The sequence below is a fragment of the Acinetobacter sp. YH12205 genome (genome assembly GCF_013418125.1).
GTDB classification, from domain to species: domain Bacteria; phylum Pseudomonadota; class Gammaproteobacteria; order Pseudomonadales; family Moraxellaceae; genus Acinetobacter; species Acinetobacter towneri.
Window position 1 is genome coordinate 247,816 of the sequence record NZ_VPCQ01000001.1, and the last position, 18,770, is coordinate 266,585.

General features: G+C 42.9%; 17 protein-coding genes and 2 pseudogenes. 10 read left to right on the plus strand and 9 right to left on the minus strand.

Annotated features, from left to right (window positions below; genetic code table 11):
- Positions 1–19: 19 nt before the first annotated feature.
- From FTU92_RS01185 to FTU92_RS01205, 5 genes are all read left to right on the plus strand, one after another.
- Positions 20–1,603: a helicase HerA-like domain-containing protein gene (locus tag FTU92_RS01185; RefSeq protein WP_180095315.1), complete on the plus strand. Its 1,584-nt coding sequence runs from the start codon at positions 20–22 to the stop codon at positions 1,601–1,603.
- Between the two features lie 239 nt (positions 1,604–1,842).
- Positions 1,843–3,054 carry an NO-inducible flavohemoprotein gene (gene hmpA, locus FTU92_RS01190; protein ID WP_004974691.1) on the plus strand — a complete coding sequence of 404 codons (1,212 nt, stop codon included), beginning with the start codon at positions 1,843–1,845 and terminating at the stop codon, positions 3,052–3,054.
- A gap of 92 nt (positions 3,055–3,146) precedes the next feature.
- Positions 3,147–3,590: an Rrf2 family transcriptional regulator gene (locus FTU92_RS01195; RefSeq protein ID WP_004974689.1), complete on the plus strand. Its 444-nt coding sequence runs from the start codon at positions 3,147–3,149 to the stop codon at positions 3,588–3,590.
- Positions 3,591–3,720: 130 nt separating this feature from the next.
- Positions 3,721–4,563: a ribosome biogenesis GTP-binding protein YihA/YsxC gene (yihA, locus tag FTU92_RS01200; protein ID WP_131260590.1), complete on the plus strand. Its 843-nt coding sequence runs from the start codon at positions 3,721–3,723 to the stop codon at positions 4,561–4,563.
- A gap of 216 nt (positions 4,564–4,779) precedes the next feature.
- A complete protein-coding gene (locus tag FTU92_RS01205) occupies positions 4,780–5,193 on the plus strand; it encodes a VOC family protein (RefSeq protein WP_019836869.1) in 414 nt (137 codons plus the stop codon).
- 78 nt (positions 5,194–5,271) lie between these two features.
- On the opposite strand, the gene FTU92_RS01210 is transcribed toward FTU92_RS01205, so the two are convergent.
- Positions 5,272–6,513: a dicarboxylate/amino acid:cation symporter gene (locus tag FTU92_RS01210; RefSeq protein WP_004974680.1), complete on the minus strand. Its 1,242-nt coding sequence runs from the start codon at positions 6,511–6,513 to the stop codon at positions 5,272–5,274.
- A 165-nt stretch (positions 6,514–6,678) separates the two neighbouring features.
- On the minus strand, positions 6,679–7,551 hold the full coding sequence (locus tag FTU92_RS01215) for an acyl-CoA thioesterase II (protein ID WP_096901357.1): 873 nt from the start codon (positions 7,549–7,551) through the stop codon (positions 6,679–6,681).
- A 304-nt stretch (positions 7,552–7,855) separates the two neighbouring features.
- Here FTU92_RS01215 and plsB point away from each other — a divergent pair, with 304 nt between their 5' ends.
- On the plus strand, positions 7,856–10,420 hold the full coding sequence (gene plsB, locus FTU92_RS01220) for a glycerol-3-phosphate 1-O-acyltransferase PlsB (RefSeq protein ID WP_180095317.1): 2,565 nt from the start codon (positions 7,856–7,858) through the stop codon (positions 10,418–10,420).
- A 78-nt stretch (positions 10,421–10,498) separates the two neighbouring features.
- On the opposite strand, the gene FTU92_RS01225 is transcribed toward plsB, so the two are convergent.
- Together FTU92_RS01225 and FTU92_RS01230 are read right to left on the minus strand one after the other, a co-directional pair.
- Entirely contained in the window at positions 10,499–11,200 is a 702-nt protein-coding gene (locus FTU92_RS01225) for an IS1 family transposase (RefSeq protein WP_004282345.1), read from the minus strand.
- A gap of 68 nt (positions 11,201–11,268) precedes the next feature.
- Positions 11,269–12,090: an NAD-dependent epimerase/dehydratase family protein gene (locus tag FTU92_RS01230; protein ID WP_180095319.1), complete on the minus strand. Its 822-nt coding sequence runs from the start codon at positions 12,088–12,090 to the stop codon at positions 11,269–11,271.
- A gap of 36 nt (positions 12,091–12,126) precedes the next feature.
- Here FTU92_RS01230 and recG point away from each other — a divergent pair, with 36 nt between their 5' ends.
- Together recG and FTU92_RS01240 are read left to right on the plus strand one after the other, a co-directional pair.
- A complete protein-coding gene (gene recG / locus FTU92_RS01235) occupies positions 12,127–14,172 on the plus strand; it encodes an ATP-dependent DNA helicase RecG (protein WP_167846341.1) in 2,046 nt (681 codons plus the stop codon).
- Positions 14,173–14,190: 18 nt separating this feature from the next.
- A complete protein-coding gene (locus tag FTU92_RS01240; protein ID WP_180095321.1) occupies positions 14,191–14,826 on the plus strand; it encodes a ComF family protein in 636 nt (211 codons plus the stop codon).
- A 74-nt stretch (positions 14,827–14,900) separates the two neighbouring features.
- On the opposite strand, the gene FTU92_RS01245 is transcribed toward FTU92_RS01240, so the two are convergent.
- Entirely contained in the window at positions 14,901–15,314 is a 414-nt protein-coding gene (locus FTU92_RS01245; protein ID WP_180095323.1) for an NUDIX domain-containing protein, read from the minus strand.
- Position 15,315: 1 nt separating this feature from the next.
- Positions 15,316–15,918 (minus strand): TIGR00730 family Rossman fold protein, encoded by a 603-nt coding sequence (locus FTU92_RS01250; protein WP_179995236.1) that lies wholly within the window; start codon positions 15,916–15,918, stop codon positions 15,316–15,318.
- A 154-nt stretch (positions 15,919–16,072) separates the two neighbouring features.
- Here FTU92_RS01250 and FTU92_RS01255 point away from each other — a divergent pair, with 154 nt between their 5' ends.
- Entirely contained in the window at positions 16,073–17,086 is a 1,014-nt protein-coding gene (locus tag FTU92_RS01255) for a CorA family divalent cation transporter (RefSeq protein ID WP_096901036.1), read from the plus strand.
- A 45-nt stretch (positions 17,087–17,131) separates the two neighbouring features.
- On the opposite strand, the pseudogene FTU92_RS01260 reads toward FTU92_RS01255, so the two are convergent.
- Positions 17,132–17,605 (minus strand): annotated as a pseudogene (locus tag FTU92_RS01260) (transposase); the annotation flags it as partial.
- Here FTU92_RS01260 and FTU92_RS01265 point away from each other — a divergent pair.
- Positions 17,594–17,734: pseudogene (locus tag FTU92_RS01265) on the plus strand (transposase domain-containing protein); the annotation flags it as partial. The pseudogenes FTU92_RS01260 and FTU92_RS01265 overlap by 12 nt on opposite strands.
- Before the next feature lie 100 nt (positions 17,735–17,834).
- Here FTU92_RS01265 and FTU92_RS01270 read toward each other — a convergent pair.
- Together FTU92_RS01270 and FTU92_RS01275 are read right to left on the minus strand one after the other, a co-directional pair.
- A complete protein-coding gene (locus FTU92_RS01270) occupies positions 17,835–18,122 on the minus strand; it encodes a lipid asymmetry maintenance protein MlaB (protein WP_004974653.1) in 288 nt (95 codons plus the stop codon).
- A 12-nt stretch (positions 18,123–18,134) separates the two neighbouring features.
- Positions 18,135–18,770 carry a phospholipid-binding protein MlaC gene (locus tag FTU92_RS01275; protein ID WP_004974651.1) on the minus strand — a complete coding sequence of 212 codons (636 nt, stop codon included), beginning with the start codon at positions 18,768–18,770 and terminating at the stop codon, positions 18,135–18,137.

Here is an 18,770-nt window from a genome sequence, read left to right on the forward strand (position 1 = left end):
TATAAATCAGGATAAAAATATGAGTACAGCAATCGTTATTGGTAAAAAAACTGCCGACGTTCAACAAGACGTGGTTTTACATTCACAGTTTGCCAACCGCCACGGTTTAATTGCAGGTGCAACAGGTACAGGTAAAACCGTCACCTTAAAAGTCTTGGCAGAAAGCTTTTCACGAATTGGTGTACCCGTATTTTTAGCCGATGCCAAAGGCGATGTTTCCAGTCTAGCCAAAGCAGGCAGCAGCAGCCCAAAGTTTGATGCACGTATTAAGAGCTTAGGTATCGAAAGCATTCCGTTTGCAGCATCTCCTGTGGTGTTTTGGGATTTATTTGCCGAACAAGGTCATCCGATTCGTACCACCATTTCTGAAATTGGCCCGTTATTATTGGCGCAAATGCTGAACCTGAATGACACCCAAGAGGGCGTGTTGTCTGCGGTATTCCGTATTGCCGATGATCAGGGTTTATTACTGATTGATTTTAAAGATTTAAAAGCCATGCTGACCTATGTCAGCGAACACGCCAGTGAATTTAAAGCTGAGTATGGCAATCTTTCTCCAGCCAGTTTGGGTGCGATTCAGCGCAATTTACTGGCTTTAGCTGATCAGGGCGGTGATAAATTCTTTGGTGAGCAGAGTTTGGATATTTTGGATTTTATTCAAACTGACAGTCAGGGACGCGGCAATATTAATGTTTTGGCTGCAGACAAACTCATGAACACGCCAAAACTGTACGCCACCTTTTTATTATGGATGTTATCAGAACTGTTTGAACAATTGCCTGAAGTGGGCGATATGGACAAGCCAAAACTGGTGTTCTTTTTTGATGAAGCACACTTGTTATTTGACAATGCCAGCAGCGCGCTACAAGAAAAAATTGAACAAGTGGTACGCTTAATTCGCTCTAAAGGCGTGGGGATTTATTTTGTGACCCAAAACCCGCTGGACTTGCCTGAAAGCGTATTGGGACAATTGGGTAACCGTGTTCAGCATGCCTTACGTGCTTTTACACCCAAAGACCAAAAAGCAGTAAAAACTGCCGCAGATACATTCCGTGCCAACCCAGACTTTAAAGTTGAACAAGCCATTACCGAACTTGCGGTAGGTGAAGCCTTAATTAGTTGCTTAGATGAACAAGGCACACCGCAAATTGTAGAACGCGCTTGGGTAATGCCGCCCTACTCATCGTTTAGCCCAATTAGCACAGAAGAACGTCAAGCCTGTATCAGCCAGAGTGTTATTGCAGGTGTGTATGAGCAGCAATTAGATCGTGAAAGTGCTTATGAAATGCTGCAACAAAAAGTTGAACAACGTCAGCAACTAGCCGCAGCAGCAGAACAAGCTAAAATTGAAGCCAAAGAAGCTGAAGCTCGCGCCAAGCAAGAGGCTAAAGAGGCCGAGGCACTGGCCAAACAACAAGCGCGCGAGCAAGAACGTCTAGCCCGCGAACAGCAAAAAGAAGCAGAACGCGCTGCCAAACAGCGTGAAAAACTGACTCAAGATATTGTGGGTACCTTTGCCAAAAGCGCAGCACGCAGCTTAGGCGGTTCTACAGGGCAGAAAATTGTACGAGGTTTGTTAGGGTCATTATTTGGTAAGAAATAGCATGTTATAAACGATGAGGTTTGTATAGATTTCATTCATGGATGCACCATCCAAAACCTAAATGAACACTTACAAACCTCTCGCTGTCACATCTACAAACCCCATAAAAACTTTAAAAATAATGGGATATTTTTATAATCCATATTTTTTTTAAGGTTTCACAAAAAAATGTTTGCAATCCTTATTTATAAGATGTATTTTGAATACATCTTATAAATAACAGCCATGAGAGATCGAACATGACTCCACAGCAAATTGACCTTGTAAAAGCAACTGTTCCTGTACTCCGTGAAAATGGTGTCGCACTGACTGGTTATTTCTATAACCGCATGTTGGGGAATAATCCTGATCTAAAAGAAACCTTTAACATGGGTCACCAACGTAGTGGTGCGCAGGCTCAAGCGCTTGCAGGTGCTGTATTGGCTTATGCTGAAAACATTGAAGATCCTTCTGTGCTTGCGCCTGTGATTGAATTGATTGCCCACAAACACGTGAGCTTAAACATTCAAGCACCTGACTATAATATTGTGGGCGAAAACCTACTTCACTCTATTAGCGAAGTATTAAATATTTCAATGGAAGATCCTCTAATTGATGCATGGGCAGCTGCTTATGGTCAGTTAGCAGAAGTGTTTATTAATGCTGAACGTGCAATCTACGAACAACACGAACAAACTAAAGGCAGCTGGTTAGGCTGGCGTAATTTCAAAATTGCCAAGAAAGTTGTAGAAAGTGACGAAATCACTTCAATCTACTTCGAGCCAGTAGATGGTGGCGATTTACCAAAATACGAAGCAGGTCAATATATTTCAGTACGCGTATTTGTACCTGAACTTGGCTTGAAGCAACCACGTCAATACACGCTATCGACTAGCCCACAACAAGATTACTTACGTATTTCTGTAAAACGTGAGCCAGGCAATGGTGCAGATAAAGTTGCAGGTTGGGTATCGAACGTATTGCACCAATTACCAGAAGGTTCTGAAGTTGAAGTATCTGCACCAACAGGTAACTTCTTCCTCATCGACAGCAACAAACGCAATGTCTTCATTAGTGGCGGCGTTGGCTTAACACCAATGATTGCAATGTTGAATCAATTGGTGACTTTAGATGTGCCACAACCTGTGACATTTATTCACGCATGTCGTAGCAAACAAGTACATGCCATGAAACAGCATCTCCAAGACTTAACTGCAAAATGTCCACGTATTCATACGTTGACTGCGTATGAGTTCCCGAACGAAGGTGATGTACTGGGTCAAGATTACGATGTTGCAGGTCGTTTAGACCTCAGCACTGTAGATGCAGCGCTGTTACCAGCCGATGCAGATTACTACTTATGTGGTCCAATGCCATTCATGGCAGAACAGCGTAAAGCTTTACTTGCGCGTGGCATCAAAGATGAGCAAATCCATAGCGAAGCGTTTGGTACAGGTGGTGTTCGCCACTAATCTAAAGCATTAAAAGCTAATAGGTAAGGCTAGTCTAGTTATGCTAGACTAGCCTTAATTTATTTGTATTTAAAAAAAACATCTGTGCGATCATGCAATTAAATAAATTCACCGACTATGCGCTGCGTATTTTAATGTATATCTCGCGTCCTCGAGATGTACCCTATACCATTGCGGAAATTGCACAGGATTTGCATGTTTCCCAGAACCATCTGGTAAAAATCGTTCACTTTATGGGTAAGCAAGGATGGCTAATTACCACTCGTGGTAAAGGTGGCGGGATTCGTTTGCATCCTGAAGCATTGCCTTTGCGTTTAGGTCATGTGGTGAGAATCCTGCAAGGTGAAAATCAAATTGTAGAGTGTAATACCCCGCCCTGCGTGCTGCGTGCGCAATGTGGACTAAAAGGCATTCTCAATCAGGCAATGGAACAGTTTTATCAAAGCTTAGATCAATACAGCTTGGGTGAAGTGCTACAGCCTGTACCCAATTTACAGTTCAGTACACAATCTCCAATCCCGCTGATTCATCTTTAAAGTAACTTAAACGGTCAAAGCAATATCATCCTAGATGTTGCTTTTTTCGGGCATTCAGGGCGCAAAGGTCGCTTGCCTGTATGACTTGCTTTATAATGCCTGTTTGTAGACCATGAATTGAAGTTAAGTTATGCACCATAGCAGAGGAAAATCGAAAAACAGTAAGGCAGCAGCACAGCCACGGCAGAAAATTAGCTACGAGAAAAAAGTAGACCCTGCCATTACTGAATACTCTGTTCGCGCCTTAAACTGGCTGCGTAAAGCCGAGTTTTTAATGAGTGCGCCTAAACTGAATTTATGTGTAGAAGATACTGGCTACGAAGTGGCTTTTGCAGGACGCTCCAACGCAGGTAAGTCCAGTGCAATTAATGCTTTAACCAATCAAAAACAATTGGCACGTGCTTCTAAAAAACCGGGTCGTACTCAAATGATCAACTTCTTTAGTTTGGGCAACCCCGAACAGCGTTTGGTCGATTTACCCGGTTATGGTTATGCAGCCGTACCTGAAGCCATGAAAATTGTGTGGCAAAAAGAACTCGAAAATTATTTGATTCATCGTAAAAGTTTACAAGGCTTGGTGTTACTGATGGATATTCGCCATCCCTTACAGCACTTTGATGTGATGATGCTGGAATGGGCGTATTCGCGTAAATTGTTCGTGCATGTATTGCTCACCAAATCGGACAAACTCAACCGCGGCCCTGCCAATAAAGTATTGCTTGAAGTCAAACAGCAGTTGAAAAAGATGAAACTAGATTTCTCGATTCAATTGTTTTCATCACTCAATAAGCAAGGTTTGGAAGAACTTGCGAGTGTGATGGGCGGACGTTTGAACTTTACCTTAGAACAAGCGCATCAATTTGATTTAGACAGCATTCCAGAAGCGACTGGCGATGATGTTGATGTTGATGTTGATCAGCCTGAATTTTTAGAAACTGACGATTTAACCGCATCTGATACCGAAACCAAATAGTCCGTTAAATTACTGACTATTGGTATATAACATAAAGTCCTATTCGCTCAATCTCGAATAGGACTTTTTATTTGTATGTCCACTTTCAGTTTTACGCCGTAATCACAATCTCCCTCTCCACCAAAGTTGCACTTTACAACGCAGCCAGAAATGCCCTACTGTCAAGATCATAACAATTAAACGCTTAAACAATTACATAAGATAAGGAGATCAAACATGCAGGCACACATTTCAGTGATTACCTTAGCGGTAGAAGATTTACAACGTGCACTCGATTTTTACCGCGACGGCTTAGGACTTGTAACTGAAGGCATTATTGGACAGGAATTTGAACAAGGTGCGGTGGTCTTTTTTGAACTGCAAGCAGGCTTAAAACTGGCTTTATGGTCTAAACAAAGTTTACAACAAGATACAGGCTTAACAGGTACAGCCAGCAGTGCTGCACAAATCACTTTAGGACATAATGTACATAGCCCACTCGAGGTCGATCAGGTATTGAAACAAGCAAAAAATGCAGGTGCGAAAATTTTAAAACCTGCACAGAGCACCTTTTACGGCGGTTATGCAGGTTATTTTCAGGACTTAGATGGTCATATTTGGGAAGTGGCCTACAGCCCATGTTGGGATTAATCTGCTTTGGCTCATGTCTTTACATAGCACAATAAAACAGGATGATGCTGAAAACTTGATTCGATTTTAAACCCATTATCAGGAATGCAGTGCAGGGTCATCACGAGTATGCCGATCGACCACCACACTAATCATCATATCGCCCTGCACATTGACCACAGTACGCACAGTATCCAACAAACGGTCGATCGGCAATAAAATCGCAATCGCTTCTGCAGGCAAGCCCACCGATTGTAATACCATAATCATCGTCACCATACCTGCGCTTGGAATACCAGGCGCGCCCAAAGAAGCGATCATGGCTGTGGCACAGACAATTAATTGCTGTCCTAAACTTAAATCCAGCCCCATTAAATTGGCAACAAACAAAGCCGCTGCAGCTTCATACAATGCCGTTCCATCCATATTCAGTTGTGTACCTAACGGGATCACAAAGCCTGCAGTTTGCGGACGCACACCTAAATTTTCCTGCGCACATTTCATCGAAAGTGGCATAGTGGCAGAACTGGAACTGGTGGCAAAAGCCGTAATTAAGGCAGCACGTGTGCCTTTAAAAAAGGTGATCGGATCCATTTTGCCAAATATCCACAACAGCAAAGGCAAGACCACCACACCATGAAAAATCGTGGTGCCCGTGACCACTGCAGCAAACTCTGCCAAACGACTCAGGACTGAAATATCCTCGGTTGCAACCAACTTAGCCAATAAAGCAAAAATCCCCAAAGGTGCCAGTTTCATTACCCAGCCAATCATCAACATCATAATTTCAAAAAATTGCTGACTGAGTTTACGTACCGTTTTAAAGTGCTCCCCGCCTTTGACCAGCGCCACACCCACCAATAAGGCAAATATCACCACTGCCAAAACATTACCCTCGGCAAAAGCTTTAAACGGATTGATTAAGGTGTTTTGAATGAAATTGGTAAAAAACGAAGACGGCGTAAGCGTGTCTGGGCTTTGATGCTGCGCCATAGCATCTTGAAACATCACAATATCTACGCCTTTACCCACTGCAAATAAATGCGCACACGCCAAACCTAAAATTAAAGCCAAAGTCGTGGTGGTGACACAACACGCCAACGTAATTTTCCAGACTCGACTCAATTGCCCTACAGCCTGTAAGTTCGACACACCGACCACAATTGAGCTAAAAATTAGTGGGATCAGCAGCATTTTCAGTAAACCAATAAAAATACTGCTCATTAAACCAATGCCATACAAACTGGCGCTAAAAAATGTGCTGTCTGGAAATAGATTCAGAATAAAACCAAACACCACACCCAAAATTGCGGCAATTAGAATTTGTGTATTGAGGCTCATACGCAATTGAGTTTTTTAATGTGATGTGTGGACTATGCCATGTGGCTGAAATTGAATCGAGTATTATTTTTCTAGCGCACTTTGATTAGGTTCAGATCGTGCTTCAGGATGTAAAAAAGCCGACATGAATGTCGGCTGATGAATGTAGATTTTAAAGGCTATATTTTATTGCGTTTCGATTTCACGTAAACGAATCAAGCCTTCCTGACTGGTGCTACACACCAATTCACCATTTTGCCACATGCGCCCAAAGTTCAAACCACGCGAACTAGTGCTAATGGTGGCTTCCATGTCGTACAGCATCCAGTCATCCACACGGAACGGTTTATGGAAATACATGGCATGGTCAATACTGGCACACTGCAAACTTGGTGATAAATAGCTCAAACCATGCGGACGCAGTGCTGTGGTCATTAACGTGAAGTCTGAATAAAATGCCGCAATTGCCTGATGCAAAGACACTTCATCCACCTCTGGTGAAATGCTGTCATGGGTACGAATGTAGTGCGCATAAACAGGCGCTTCAGGCTGGGGTAAAAAAGGATTGCTCGGGTTAATTGGACGAATTTCAACATGACGATCACGCATAAAACTGGCGCGAACGTTTTCAGGTACAAATTCAACAATATGCTGTTTTAATTCAGCTTCATTTTTTAAAAGTTCAGCGGCGGGATAATTCGGCTCTGAAATTTGATAGTTCAAGCCTTCTTCCAATGGCGCAAACGACACTATTGCCGTAAAAATAGTACGTCCATGTTGAATGGCACGCACCTGACGGCTAGAAAAACTTTTACCATCTCGTAAGCGGTCAACCTCATAAATAATGGGTGCGTTGACATCTCCACCAAACAAGAAATAAGCATGTAAGGAGTGCGCAGGACGATCAGTGGTATAAGATGCAGCACGTAAAGCCTGTCCCAAAACCTGTCCACCAAAAACACGTTTACCCACCAAGTTACGACTGATACCTCGGTAGATATTTTCTTCTAACTTTTCTAAACAAAGAAGTTCAACCAGCTCTTGTGTGAGTGCGTTCATAACTAACCTATGTATGGCGGAAATTGGGGATGCGGGATCGAAGTCGATGAAAAAATAAATCGTCAAAATAAACTGACTATTTTAAGCCTGCTATTTTGCCATAGATTCTGCATCTTTTACCCATCAAAGACTGACCGCTGTGTCACAACTTAGCCGATCAATTTTGCTAAAAATACGATTTTTAACGATAAAATCTAACAATATTCATGCAAATTATCTAAAAATGCAGCGCGATTATTAGATACAATGACGCAAAATAAATTCCCTACTGGCTAGGGACTTAGGTGATGAAGTAGGAGTGAGTATGTCCAAGCGTGGTTTTGGTCAAATGTATCGTCAGCTTTCTGGTAAGCTGCTTGACCTTGTGGTGACACCGCATGTTTTGGGTGAAGTCCCTGTCAAGGATGCGCAAAGTGTAGACTCAAATGCCACTCGCACCAAGATAACTTGCTACGTATTGCAAAATCACTCACGCAGCAATGCCTTGGTGGTCGATGGCGAAACACGTCGCTTAAAACTCACGCCTGCGCTTGATCCATTGGTGATGGGTTCACATAAAGAAAAAGCCTCGATTCTGTTTTTACAGCATCACGATGAGAACAACCTACTCAATCCACCACCTTATGCTTTTCCGCCACGCTTGTTACGTTTAATTGAACAATTAGAACAACACCCAGAACTTGATATTGAATTGGTACCTGTGACCGTGTTGTGGGGACGTTCTCCAGACAAAGAGGATTCGTGGTTTAAACTACTGTTTACCGATACGTGGGCAACGCCTGGCACAGTCAAGCAGTTAATGAATATTGGGGTGCATGGTCGTCAGTCTTATTTGGAATTTCACGAGCCACAATCATTACGCGCTTTAATTGAACATGCCAAAACTGAGCATCCGAACCTGTCGCCTGCGACCTTTATTGTTAACACTCTAAATAATTACTTAGATGGACAACGTGAAGTCGTACTTGGCCCAGACTTGTCTGACCGCCGCAATGTCATGCTCAGTCTGATTAAATCTCCCGATGTGCAAGATGCCATTCGTCGTGAAAGTTTACGCAGTAAAATTAGCGTGATTGAAGCCGAGCGTCGTGCGATTGGTTATTTAAATGAAATCGTGTCGGACTACTCTCATGCAGCGGTACGCTTTGCCGATATGGCACTGACCCGCTTATGGACACAATTGTACGATGGCGTGGAAGTGCATAATTTTAGTACCGTGCGCGAACTGGCCAAAGACTATGAAATTATCTATACCCCATGTCACCGCAGTCATATCGACTATTTATTGCTGTCTTATGTGATTTACAAACGCGGCATGATGGTGCCGTACATTGCTGCGGGCGATAACCTGAATATGCCATTTGTAGGTCAATTGCTTCGTGGTGGCGGTGCGTTTTTTATCCGTCGTACTTTCCGTGGCAACGGCTTATACACAACCGTCTTTAAAGAATATTTATTCAGTATTTTGTCGCGTAACACACCGCTTGAATACTTTATTGAAGGTGGACGTTCACGTACAGGCCGTTTGTTACCCCCTAAAACGGGCATGTTGGCCATGACCATTCACAGTCACTTACGTGGTCGTGCTAAACCGATTGCTTTTGTACCAACATATATTGGCTATGAGCGCCTGATGGAAGGCTCAACCTATGTGGGCGAAATGCAAGGCAAGCCAAAAGAATCTGAATCGCTCATCGGCATTTTAAAAACCATGCGCAAGATTGAACGGATTTTTGGCAAGGTGCATGTCAACTTTGGCGAACCTGTATTTTTAGATGAAGTACTGAAACAACACGATGCAGAACATATCAGCATTGAAAAAAATGATGATCCAATTCCGCCACAAGTGTCAGATGCAGTAAACACATCTGCACATGCGATTTTGGAAAACATTAACCGTGCTGCAGTGATTAACCCAGTATCCTTGTTATCACTGATTTTACTGGCAACACCAAAACATACCTTGGATGAAGAAATTTGTGTGAAGCAGTTAGACACTTACCGTAATCTGCTCACTGCCCTGCCTTATGATGAGCGCACTCAAGTCACGCCATTGTCAGGCAAAGAAATTATTGCCTACGGCTTAAAACTCAAACTGATTAAACGCGTGCAACATGTTCTGGGCGATATTATCGCGATTGAAGACAATCAGGCAGTGTTACTCACCTACTTCCGCAACAATATTTTGCATGCCTTTGTCTTGCCATCATTAATTGCTGCGTTAGTGAAACACAATGGTTCTATTCGTCGTGGCGATCTCATCAATGTCATTCGCACCTTGTATCCGTTCCTGAAAGCTGAGCTATTCTTAAAATGGCAAGATCAGGAACTCAAAGAACGGATTTGTGCTTATGTAGAAGCTTTAATTCAGGCCAAATTGATTTCTGAAGATACAGAAGGCAATTTGATTTCTCCTGCTCCAAACAGTGAAGATCACAACCAATTGGTGGTCTTGGCTGCACCTGTAATGCAAAGTTTAGAGCGCTATTACATGACGCTGGCGCTGATTACACAACGCGGCTCAGGCAATATTTCGGCACGTCAGGTCGAAGAATTGAGCCATTTGGTCGGTCAGCGTTTGTCAGTGCTGTATGAATTCAATTCACCTGAATTCTTTGACAAAGCCTTGTTCCAGAGCTTTATTAAAGTATTGACCCAGCAAGGTTATATCAGCACCAACAGTGACAATGCGATTGTGTTTGATGACAATTTTAAAAACGTCGCACAATATGCCAATTTGGTGTTGGATGATGTAACTTTGCAAATGTTACAACACATCACCACCTTCAGTGATGAAGAGTTGCGTGAAGCCTTAGACGCACTGGCTGCACAACAAGCGAAGAAACGCTTAAAACGAAAAAAGAAGTAGTTTTTAAAGTTCCTTCTCTTGCACCCTATATGGCGCAGGAGAAGGAACTTTGGTGGTGTTTCAAAAAGTATGCTAGCGTTAAACAAATCCGTTATTAAGGTAAAAGAAAGTCAAATCAAAGGCTTTAAAATGATTTTCGAGCTTTTTAGAAAAGTTGCAACTTCTCCTAAATCCACGCCTGATTCGATGACGAATTCTACAATTGTTACCTTCAATACCGACGGTAAAAAACTTACCGATCACTTGCTTGCAACATTGAAATGCTGTGATAAAACTATCCCAATGATCACTCGCAATTCGAGCATATTGAACCCCAAGCTTTTTAAGTCTAGCTTTAAGACGTTGAACCGTTGCTAAATCCCGCTTACCCCAAACATAAGCAACAATTTCTCCAGATTCTCGATGGTAGGCATAAATAAGCCATTGTTTATTTTTCTTATTCCCTACAAAAGTCCAAAGTTCATCGACTTCAAGACATTCGTAGTGGCTTTGTTTAGGCTGAATCTGATAGATCGATTCACTTAAGGTTCGTAATACCTTGCCAATGCTGATACGCTCGACTTCAGCAATATCTCTTACACCGCTTCCTCTGACCATTAAATGTAATATCTTGCCGGTAATACCTGAGTTACACCCTTGATAGCTTAATGCATGATCACCAATAAACTGACGTTTGCAATCTTTGCACTGATGGTTTTGTTTCCCATCTACTTTGATGCCATTTCTCTTTATATTGTTACTTAGACAGGTAGGACATTTGATTTGTAGCGTTATTTTCATACCTCTATTTTATCAAAAGCCATATTGTTTTTTTCAGCATACTTTTTGAAACACCACCGGAACTTTTACTATTCTATTTCAGCGAATAACTTTACATAATCCTCAAAGCAATCTACATGTTCTAACTGAAATCCAGTTTTTTCCATCCGCGTAGCAAAAATCCTTTTCCCCGTTTCCTGCTCACTTTCCAACACCAACTCAGCTAAAGCATATGCACGCTGAAGTTTTAAAATGATTTCATGCAAAGGCTGTGGTTGATTATTAGTGCAGATATATGATTTTTCAGAATGTTCCACGTGAAGTAAATGTGCCAAAAATCCCGCCAAATCATCAATATGAATTCGATTTGACCAATGTATATTTGGGTAACTTTTCGTGCTTTCTGCAAGTTTAAGCATGCGTGCAACCGATGCGCCATAAATACCCGAAGGACGCACAATCACACATTGTTCAGGGTAAGCCTGTTGCCACAAATGTTCCATCTGCAACAACAACTGCCCTTGCACATCACTCGGCTTAGGCACAGTATCATCATCAATACATTCACCTGCATTTTCACCATACACCCGTGTAGATGACACCACAATAATTCGTTTTACAGGATAATCTTTTAACGCAGCGACGATCGGCGGCACAGAATTTACATAAGTCTGTTGATAGGCTTCTATAGAACTTAAAGCGGTATTCCGAGACGGTGCAAGCAATACATAAACGGCATCTACAGGTTGAATCTGTGATAAATCGAGCTGTTGAATATCCTGAAGCAGATGCGTCATATCAGGATCTGTTTTCGGACTGCGGCTAATTGTGGTAATTTGATGACCGAGCGTAAATAGTTGTTTTGCAACACGCTGCGATGTTTTACCATAACCAATAAATAGAATATGCATTCAGCACCTAATCATAGCATTTAAAGTTGAGGGGACATGGCTGCAGTCCATCAGTTGCAAGGGGTAGGCTCTGCCTCTGCTGCATTACTCGAAAAACTAAATATTTTCACCACAGATGACTTGCTGTTTCATCTACCGCGTGACTATGAAGATCGTAGCACGATCATTCCCATGAACCAATTAAACGTGGGGCGCAGCTATTTACTCGAAGGTGTGGTTAAAGGGGTCGATTTTCCACCGGGTAAACGCAAGTCGATGGCGGTCAATTTAGAAGATGAATTTGGAAAAATCACCTTACGTTTTTATCATATTTATAAAGGTATTACAGATCGTGCCAAACTCGGCAATCGTTTAAGAGTATTTGGCGAAGTACGGGTTGGGGCGCGTGGTCTGGAAATGTATCACCCCGAATTACAACTGATTACTGAACATACCCCACTGCCTAAAACCCAACTGACTGCCATTTACCCAAGCACCGATGGGCTGACCCAAGCCAAATTACGTGAATACGTCAAACAGGCCTTGACACAGCATAGTGATGATTTGCCTGAACTCCTGCCTGAAAAAATGACCAATGGCTATGCACTCAAACAGGCGTTGGATTATATTCATCATCCACCTTTAAATGCCAATATGCTGCAATTGGCACAAGGCTCTCACCCTGCACAGCAACGCCTGATTTTTGAAGAATTGGTGGCGCATCAAGTCAGTTTACTGACCCGACGGGCTTATATTCAGCAAATTGCCTCACCTGCCTTTTCCCCAAGTCAAAAACTAGCGCCTGCGTTACTCGGCAACATGCCATTTCAAATGACAGGCGCACAGCAACGGGTTTCGCAAGAAATCATGCAGGATTTGCAGCGTAATAAACCCATGCTGCGCTTGGTACAAGGTGATGTAGGTGCAGGTAAAACGCTGGTCGCTGCAGTCGCAGCGTGTCATGCGCTAGAAGAAGGTTGGCAAGTCGCGCTGATGGCACCCACTGAAATTTTGGCAGAACAACATTATCTGAACTTTCAAAAATGGTTTGAACCATTGGGCTTAACAGTGGCATGGTTGTCTGGCAAACAAAAAGGCAAAGCACGCGCAGCGGCTGAACTGAGCATTCAAGATGGTAGCGCCAATTTGGTGGTTGGGACACATGCGTTATTTCAGGACAATGTGCAATTTGCCAAATTAGGTTTGGTGATTATTGATGAACAACACCGTTTTGGGGTCGATCAACGTCTGGCTTTGCGCAATAAAGGTGCCAATCACACTACACCGCATCAATTGGTGATGACTGCAACGCCTATTCCGCGAACTTTAGCCATGTCCGCCTATGGCGATTTGGACACTTCGGTGATTGATGAACTACCGCCAGGACGTACACCTATTCAAACGGTGACTATTCCGCTAGATCGGCGTGAAGAAGTCTTACAACGCATTGCCAGCAATTGTGCCGAAGGCAAACAAGCCTATTGGGTCTGTACCTTGGTGGAACAGTCGGAAACCTTAGATGCGCAAGCTGCCGAGGCGACTTTTGCTGAAATTAAAGAACGCTTTCCTGAACTGAATATTGGGCTGGTACACGGCAAAATGAAAGCCGATGAAAAACAAGCCGTCATGCAGCAATTTAAAGACAATCAATTACAGTTGCTGATTGCCACCACAGTAATTGAGGTCGGGGTCGATGTACCGAATGCTTCAATTATGGTGATCGAAAATGCCGAGCGTTTAGGACTTTCACAGCTACATCAGCTACGTGGACGAGTCGGACGGGGTGCCAAAGCCAGTTTTTGTGCCCTGTTGTATAAAAATCCACTTTCGCAAAATGGACAAGAACGCTTGCGGATTATGCGCGAAACCAACGATGGTTTTGTGATTGCAGAAAAAGATTTAGAACTGCGCGGCCCAGGTGAACTCTTGGGAACCAAACAAACGGGAGATATGGGCTTTCGGGTGGCTAAATTAGAACGGGATGATCATTTGTTGGCACAGGCGCATCATGTGGCACAGCAAATTTTAAACGATTATCCTACACATGCCGAAGCTTTGCTAAAACGCTGGCTGCCTGAGGCACCACGTTATGCCTATGTTTAAACGGATTGCAGTCCTAAGATGACTCAGCCGATCAATCTACTACAATGCGGCATACAATGGCTGCGCCAACTGCAACCGTGTCAGCTCTGCCATAGCGACACGCAATGGCAACATTCGGTCTGTCAAACCTGTTGGCAACAATTGCCGTGGCGTAGCCAAGCGGTACAACGACAAGAAATGCAGATTCAAGTCACTTTTGATTATCACTATCCAATTAATCGCATCATTCAACAATTTAAATATGAACAGCAGTTACATTACCAACTGCTTTTAGTAGGCGCGCTAAAACAACTGTCTTATCCTAAAATCCAAGCCATTGTACCGATGCCAATTTCCACTGCCCGCTTGACTGAACGCGGCTACAATCAATCTTTATTGTTAGCAAAAGGACTAGCGCGGCATTTAAATGTCCCGATTTGGCAACCTGTGACCCGCTTACAACAGCACGCGCAAAAAGGCTTAAGTCGCTTAGAACGATTGGAAGACATCCAACAGCAATTTCAAATTCAGAATGCGCCTAAAATCCGTTTTCGTCGGGTTTTAATTGTGGATGATGTGGTCACGACGGGCAGTTCAATTCATGCACTCAAACAGCAGTTGCTCAAGCTCGGCTGTCAAAAAGTCGAGGCGGTTTGTCTGGCCCGTGCTGAATAAAAAAACTATTCGGTTGAATATGCTCAACGCATTAAAAAGTTGAACTTAAAATATAGAAGAATGATCAACTGCTCTTAATTTTGTTGTAAATATTGTTTTAACCACGGCATCACCACTTCACGGGTCAGCGGTGCCAACAAAGTATCTTGATCATCCAAATCTACCCACTTCATTTCGGCAATTTCAGCAGCAATTTTTGGTGCCTGATCAAGCTGAACCCAATACACATAACTGACCAAACGGCAGTCGGGCTCATTGGCCGTTGCTGTTTCATAGCGTCCAATAAATTGTTGAATTTGCGCCTGACAGCCAATTTCTTCGGCAATTTCTCGCAACATGGTCGTTTCAGGCGCTTCATTGGGTTCTAATTTGCCACCGACCTGCATAAAACACGCGGTATGCTGTTTACGCACCACCAATAACTGCTGTTTGACATTTAAAATAATTGCAGCTGCAACAGTAATGATGTTGCTGTTGATCTCAGCCATTCTATTTCGCCAATTCCTGCTGTACCCACTCTAGCTCAGGCACTTCCCATTTCATTTCAGGAACACGGTATTGTTCAAATTGCTGCAAAATATTGTCAATACAATTCGATACTATCAATGCCTCACAAAAACGTGGCTGAGTAAAACCTTTTTCAGAGGTCTGTCTTAAAAACTTTAGCAAATCATCATAAAAGCCATCTACATTTAAAAAAGCGCAGGGCTTCGAGTGAATTCCTAATTGTGCCCACGTCCATTGCTCAAAAATTTCTTCTAAAGTTCCCGAACCACCCGGCAAAGCAATAAAGCCCTGTGCCAATTCTGACATTTTTATTTTGCGAGCATGCATGTTTTCAACAATATGTAATTCGGTCAAATGCGGATGCGCCAATTCATGCTCTGCCAAACTTTCAGGCATAACGCCAATTGCACGACCACCTGCGGCCAAGGTACTATCTGCCACCACACCCATTAAGCCTGAGCGCCCACCGCCATAAATTAAAGTTTTGCCTTGTGCAGCCAGTGTTTCACCCACTTTTCGTGCATTTTCAACAAAAACTGAATCTTTTCCTGGGGCAGAACCACAGAAAATAGCAATTGACGACATCATTTTTTCACCATGTTATCTGGCTGTCATGCCATAAAATTAAACTTCAGGGAGATTTTTAAATAAAATAGCATTCTGAGCAGTGTATTTAGTAAGATCCTTGTCTAAAATACACCCATCCACAAAACCCATACTGCGCAAGGAGAAAAGACGAATGCTTGAAGCCTTTTATGCCACAGAGCGCGGTAGTCTGGAAGATGCCACCATTAACGGTGGTTTTGATTTGCATCCAGATCTGGTCTGGATTGACCTAATTGCCCCTTCACAAGAAGAACAGCAATGGGTACTAGACGCATACTCACAAAATTTACCGACCTTAAAATCTTTGGAAGATATTTCATCTTCAGCGCGATTCTACCGCGATGATGACGGTATTTTACACATTAGTACCTATTTTTTAACTAAAAATAAAAACTATCAAGTCGATGGCGAAACTGAAGACAATTCCAGTATTTTAGCCACTGTGCAAACCGTCGCCTTTATTTTACATAAAGAACACTTGTTTACCCTACGTGGTGAAAAATTAGTGGCGTTTCGGGCATTTCGGGCGCGTGCACGACGTAACGACTACGAAATTGACTATAAAGACCCGACTTGGGTGCTTTTAGGCTTGCTTGAAGCCAAACTGGACGAACTTGCGGATATCTTAGAAGATATCCACAAGGACTTGGAAAAGTATTCCACAGAAGTTCTGAATAACCGTCATCGTGAGCAAATTTTAGACCTCGATGACATGATTACCCGACTGGCACAATTAGAAGACATGCTTGGAAAAGCGCAATTGTGTTTGATTGATTTACGTCGTGTCCTGACCTTTTTGGCACGTCCGCGTGCGTTGGGTAGTCATATTTACGATGCCGACATTCGAGAACTCAGTGAAGATGTACGCTCACTGGTCGAACACGATGCCTTCTTATTCCAAAAAGTGCGCTTCTTGCTCGATACCACTTCAGGCTTCATTAACACCGAACAGAACGACACGATTCGTCGATTCTCGATTTTGCCGAGTATGTTAGCGCCACCGATGTTAGTTGCCAGTGTTTATGGTATGAACACCGACGTGTTACCTTTTGCCAAAGGCACCACCAGTTTTATAGTGGTCAGTATTATTTTAATTGGCTTCTTTATTGGCCCATTAATTTACTTTAGATGGAAAAAATGGATTTGATGCCTTTTATTCCCTCTCTTTTTAGGCATAGGTATCTACACATCTTTAGGTACCTAGTGCAATGGTTGCGATTTCATTCCGTTCATCTATTGAATATTCTGAGAGCAGTTGAAGAGTATTTAGTAAAATCGAGAGTCCTGCCAATATGGCAGGCGCACTCTCTATCTTGCCTCTTTTCTGCTGTCTACCTGAAAGCCTAGTCAGAAATGCACGGACTTTCTGATTTTGTTCATCTGTACAACGCTGCACTCTCCACGTCAACACACAAGCCATGCAACTGATCAGCAAACGCCTTAAAATCGCTTCTGGCGTAGTCTGAAGCCATGACTCAATATCATGGCCTGCTTGCTTGAGAAGTTTGAAATAACATTCGATTGACCAACGCCAGTAATACCAAGTCGTCAATTCCACTGCGGTAATCTCGGTTGGTACATTGCTGATCAATGACCATCTTGCAACTGTCTTTTCATTAATATCTTTAACCACCGCAATAATCAGTCTAGCCTCAATTGCAGCACCTTAATCCAGTCAGCAAAACTGAATGGACTGGACCCTTATGCCTATTTAAGTGATGTGTTGAAAAGACTGCCGACACAGAAAATAATCCAGGTTGAAGAATTACTACCGCATAAGTGGAAGCCTGCCTGACTCAAATAAGCTTCACCGGATGCTTACGAATAAAGCGGGAAACTAAACGCAATAAAAAAGCACCTTACAAGAAGGTGCTTTTTTGATGGTTTTTTCAGTTTTAGACGATTAGCTGCAAATCATCTTGCAAATGACAGGCTTGAATGATCTTCATCATTTTTTCAGGAACCGCTTTAAACTGTAAGCCCTTGGCTTCAGGCGTCTGACGCAACCATTGCACCAAAACGGCCAAAGCCAAAGTGCTTCCGTGTTCCAGCTGCGCCAAATTGACCACCAGAGGCAACTGCTGCTGACGAATCAACTGCAGACCTTTTTGGTAATATTGCTCTGCATTACTGAAATCTATTTTTCCAGAAACACATAATTCCTGATTTGATAATTCAATCACGCCACACCTAACCTATTTTTTCTTTTCAACCGCAGCTTCTGCATCTGGCTTAAAGGTTGCAATGGCTTTATCAATATTGCCGCCATTACGCTTCACGTTCGCTGCAAACTGGTTACGGAATTGCAAACCTAAATCAATACCCGACACGTTAATGTTACGGATTTTCCATTGGCTGCCTTTGTCTGCCAACTGGAATGACACAGGAATTTTTTCACCATTATGCAAGAAGTCAATGGTCACCACTGGGTTCTTGCTGTTGGTCGCCTTATAAGGACGCATGGTGTAGCTTTGGTTGCTAAATTTCGCAAACGCTGTGCCATAATTCTCAATTAAGGTTTCACGGAAGTTTTTCTCAAACTGCGCGCGCTGTGCTGCTGAACTGTATTGGTTCGTCGCATAAGTACCCATCACAATACGGGTAAATGCTTGCGCATCTACATACGGATCAAGGTTTTGACGCACAATCGTTTTGACCAATGCTGGATTGTTCTGCAATTTAGCATGATCTGCTTTTAAACGTGCAATCAAGCTATCGGCAACTTTTTTCACAAAAGCTGGTGGCGCTTCTGCAGGTGCAGCAAATGCAGTTCCTGCCAACATGGTTGAAAGTACACTTACCGCCAGAGTTTGCTTTAAAAGTGTTTTCAC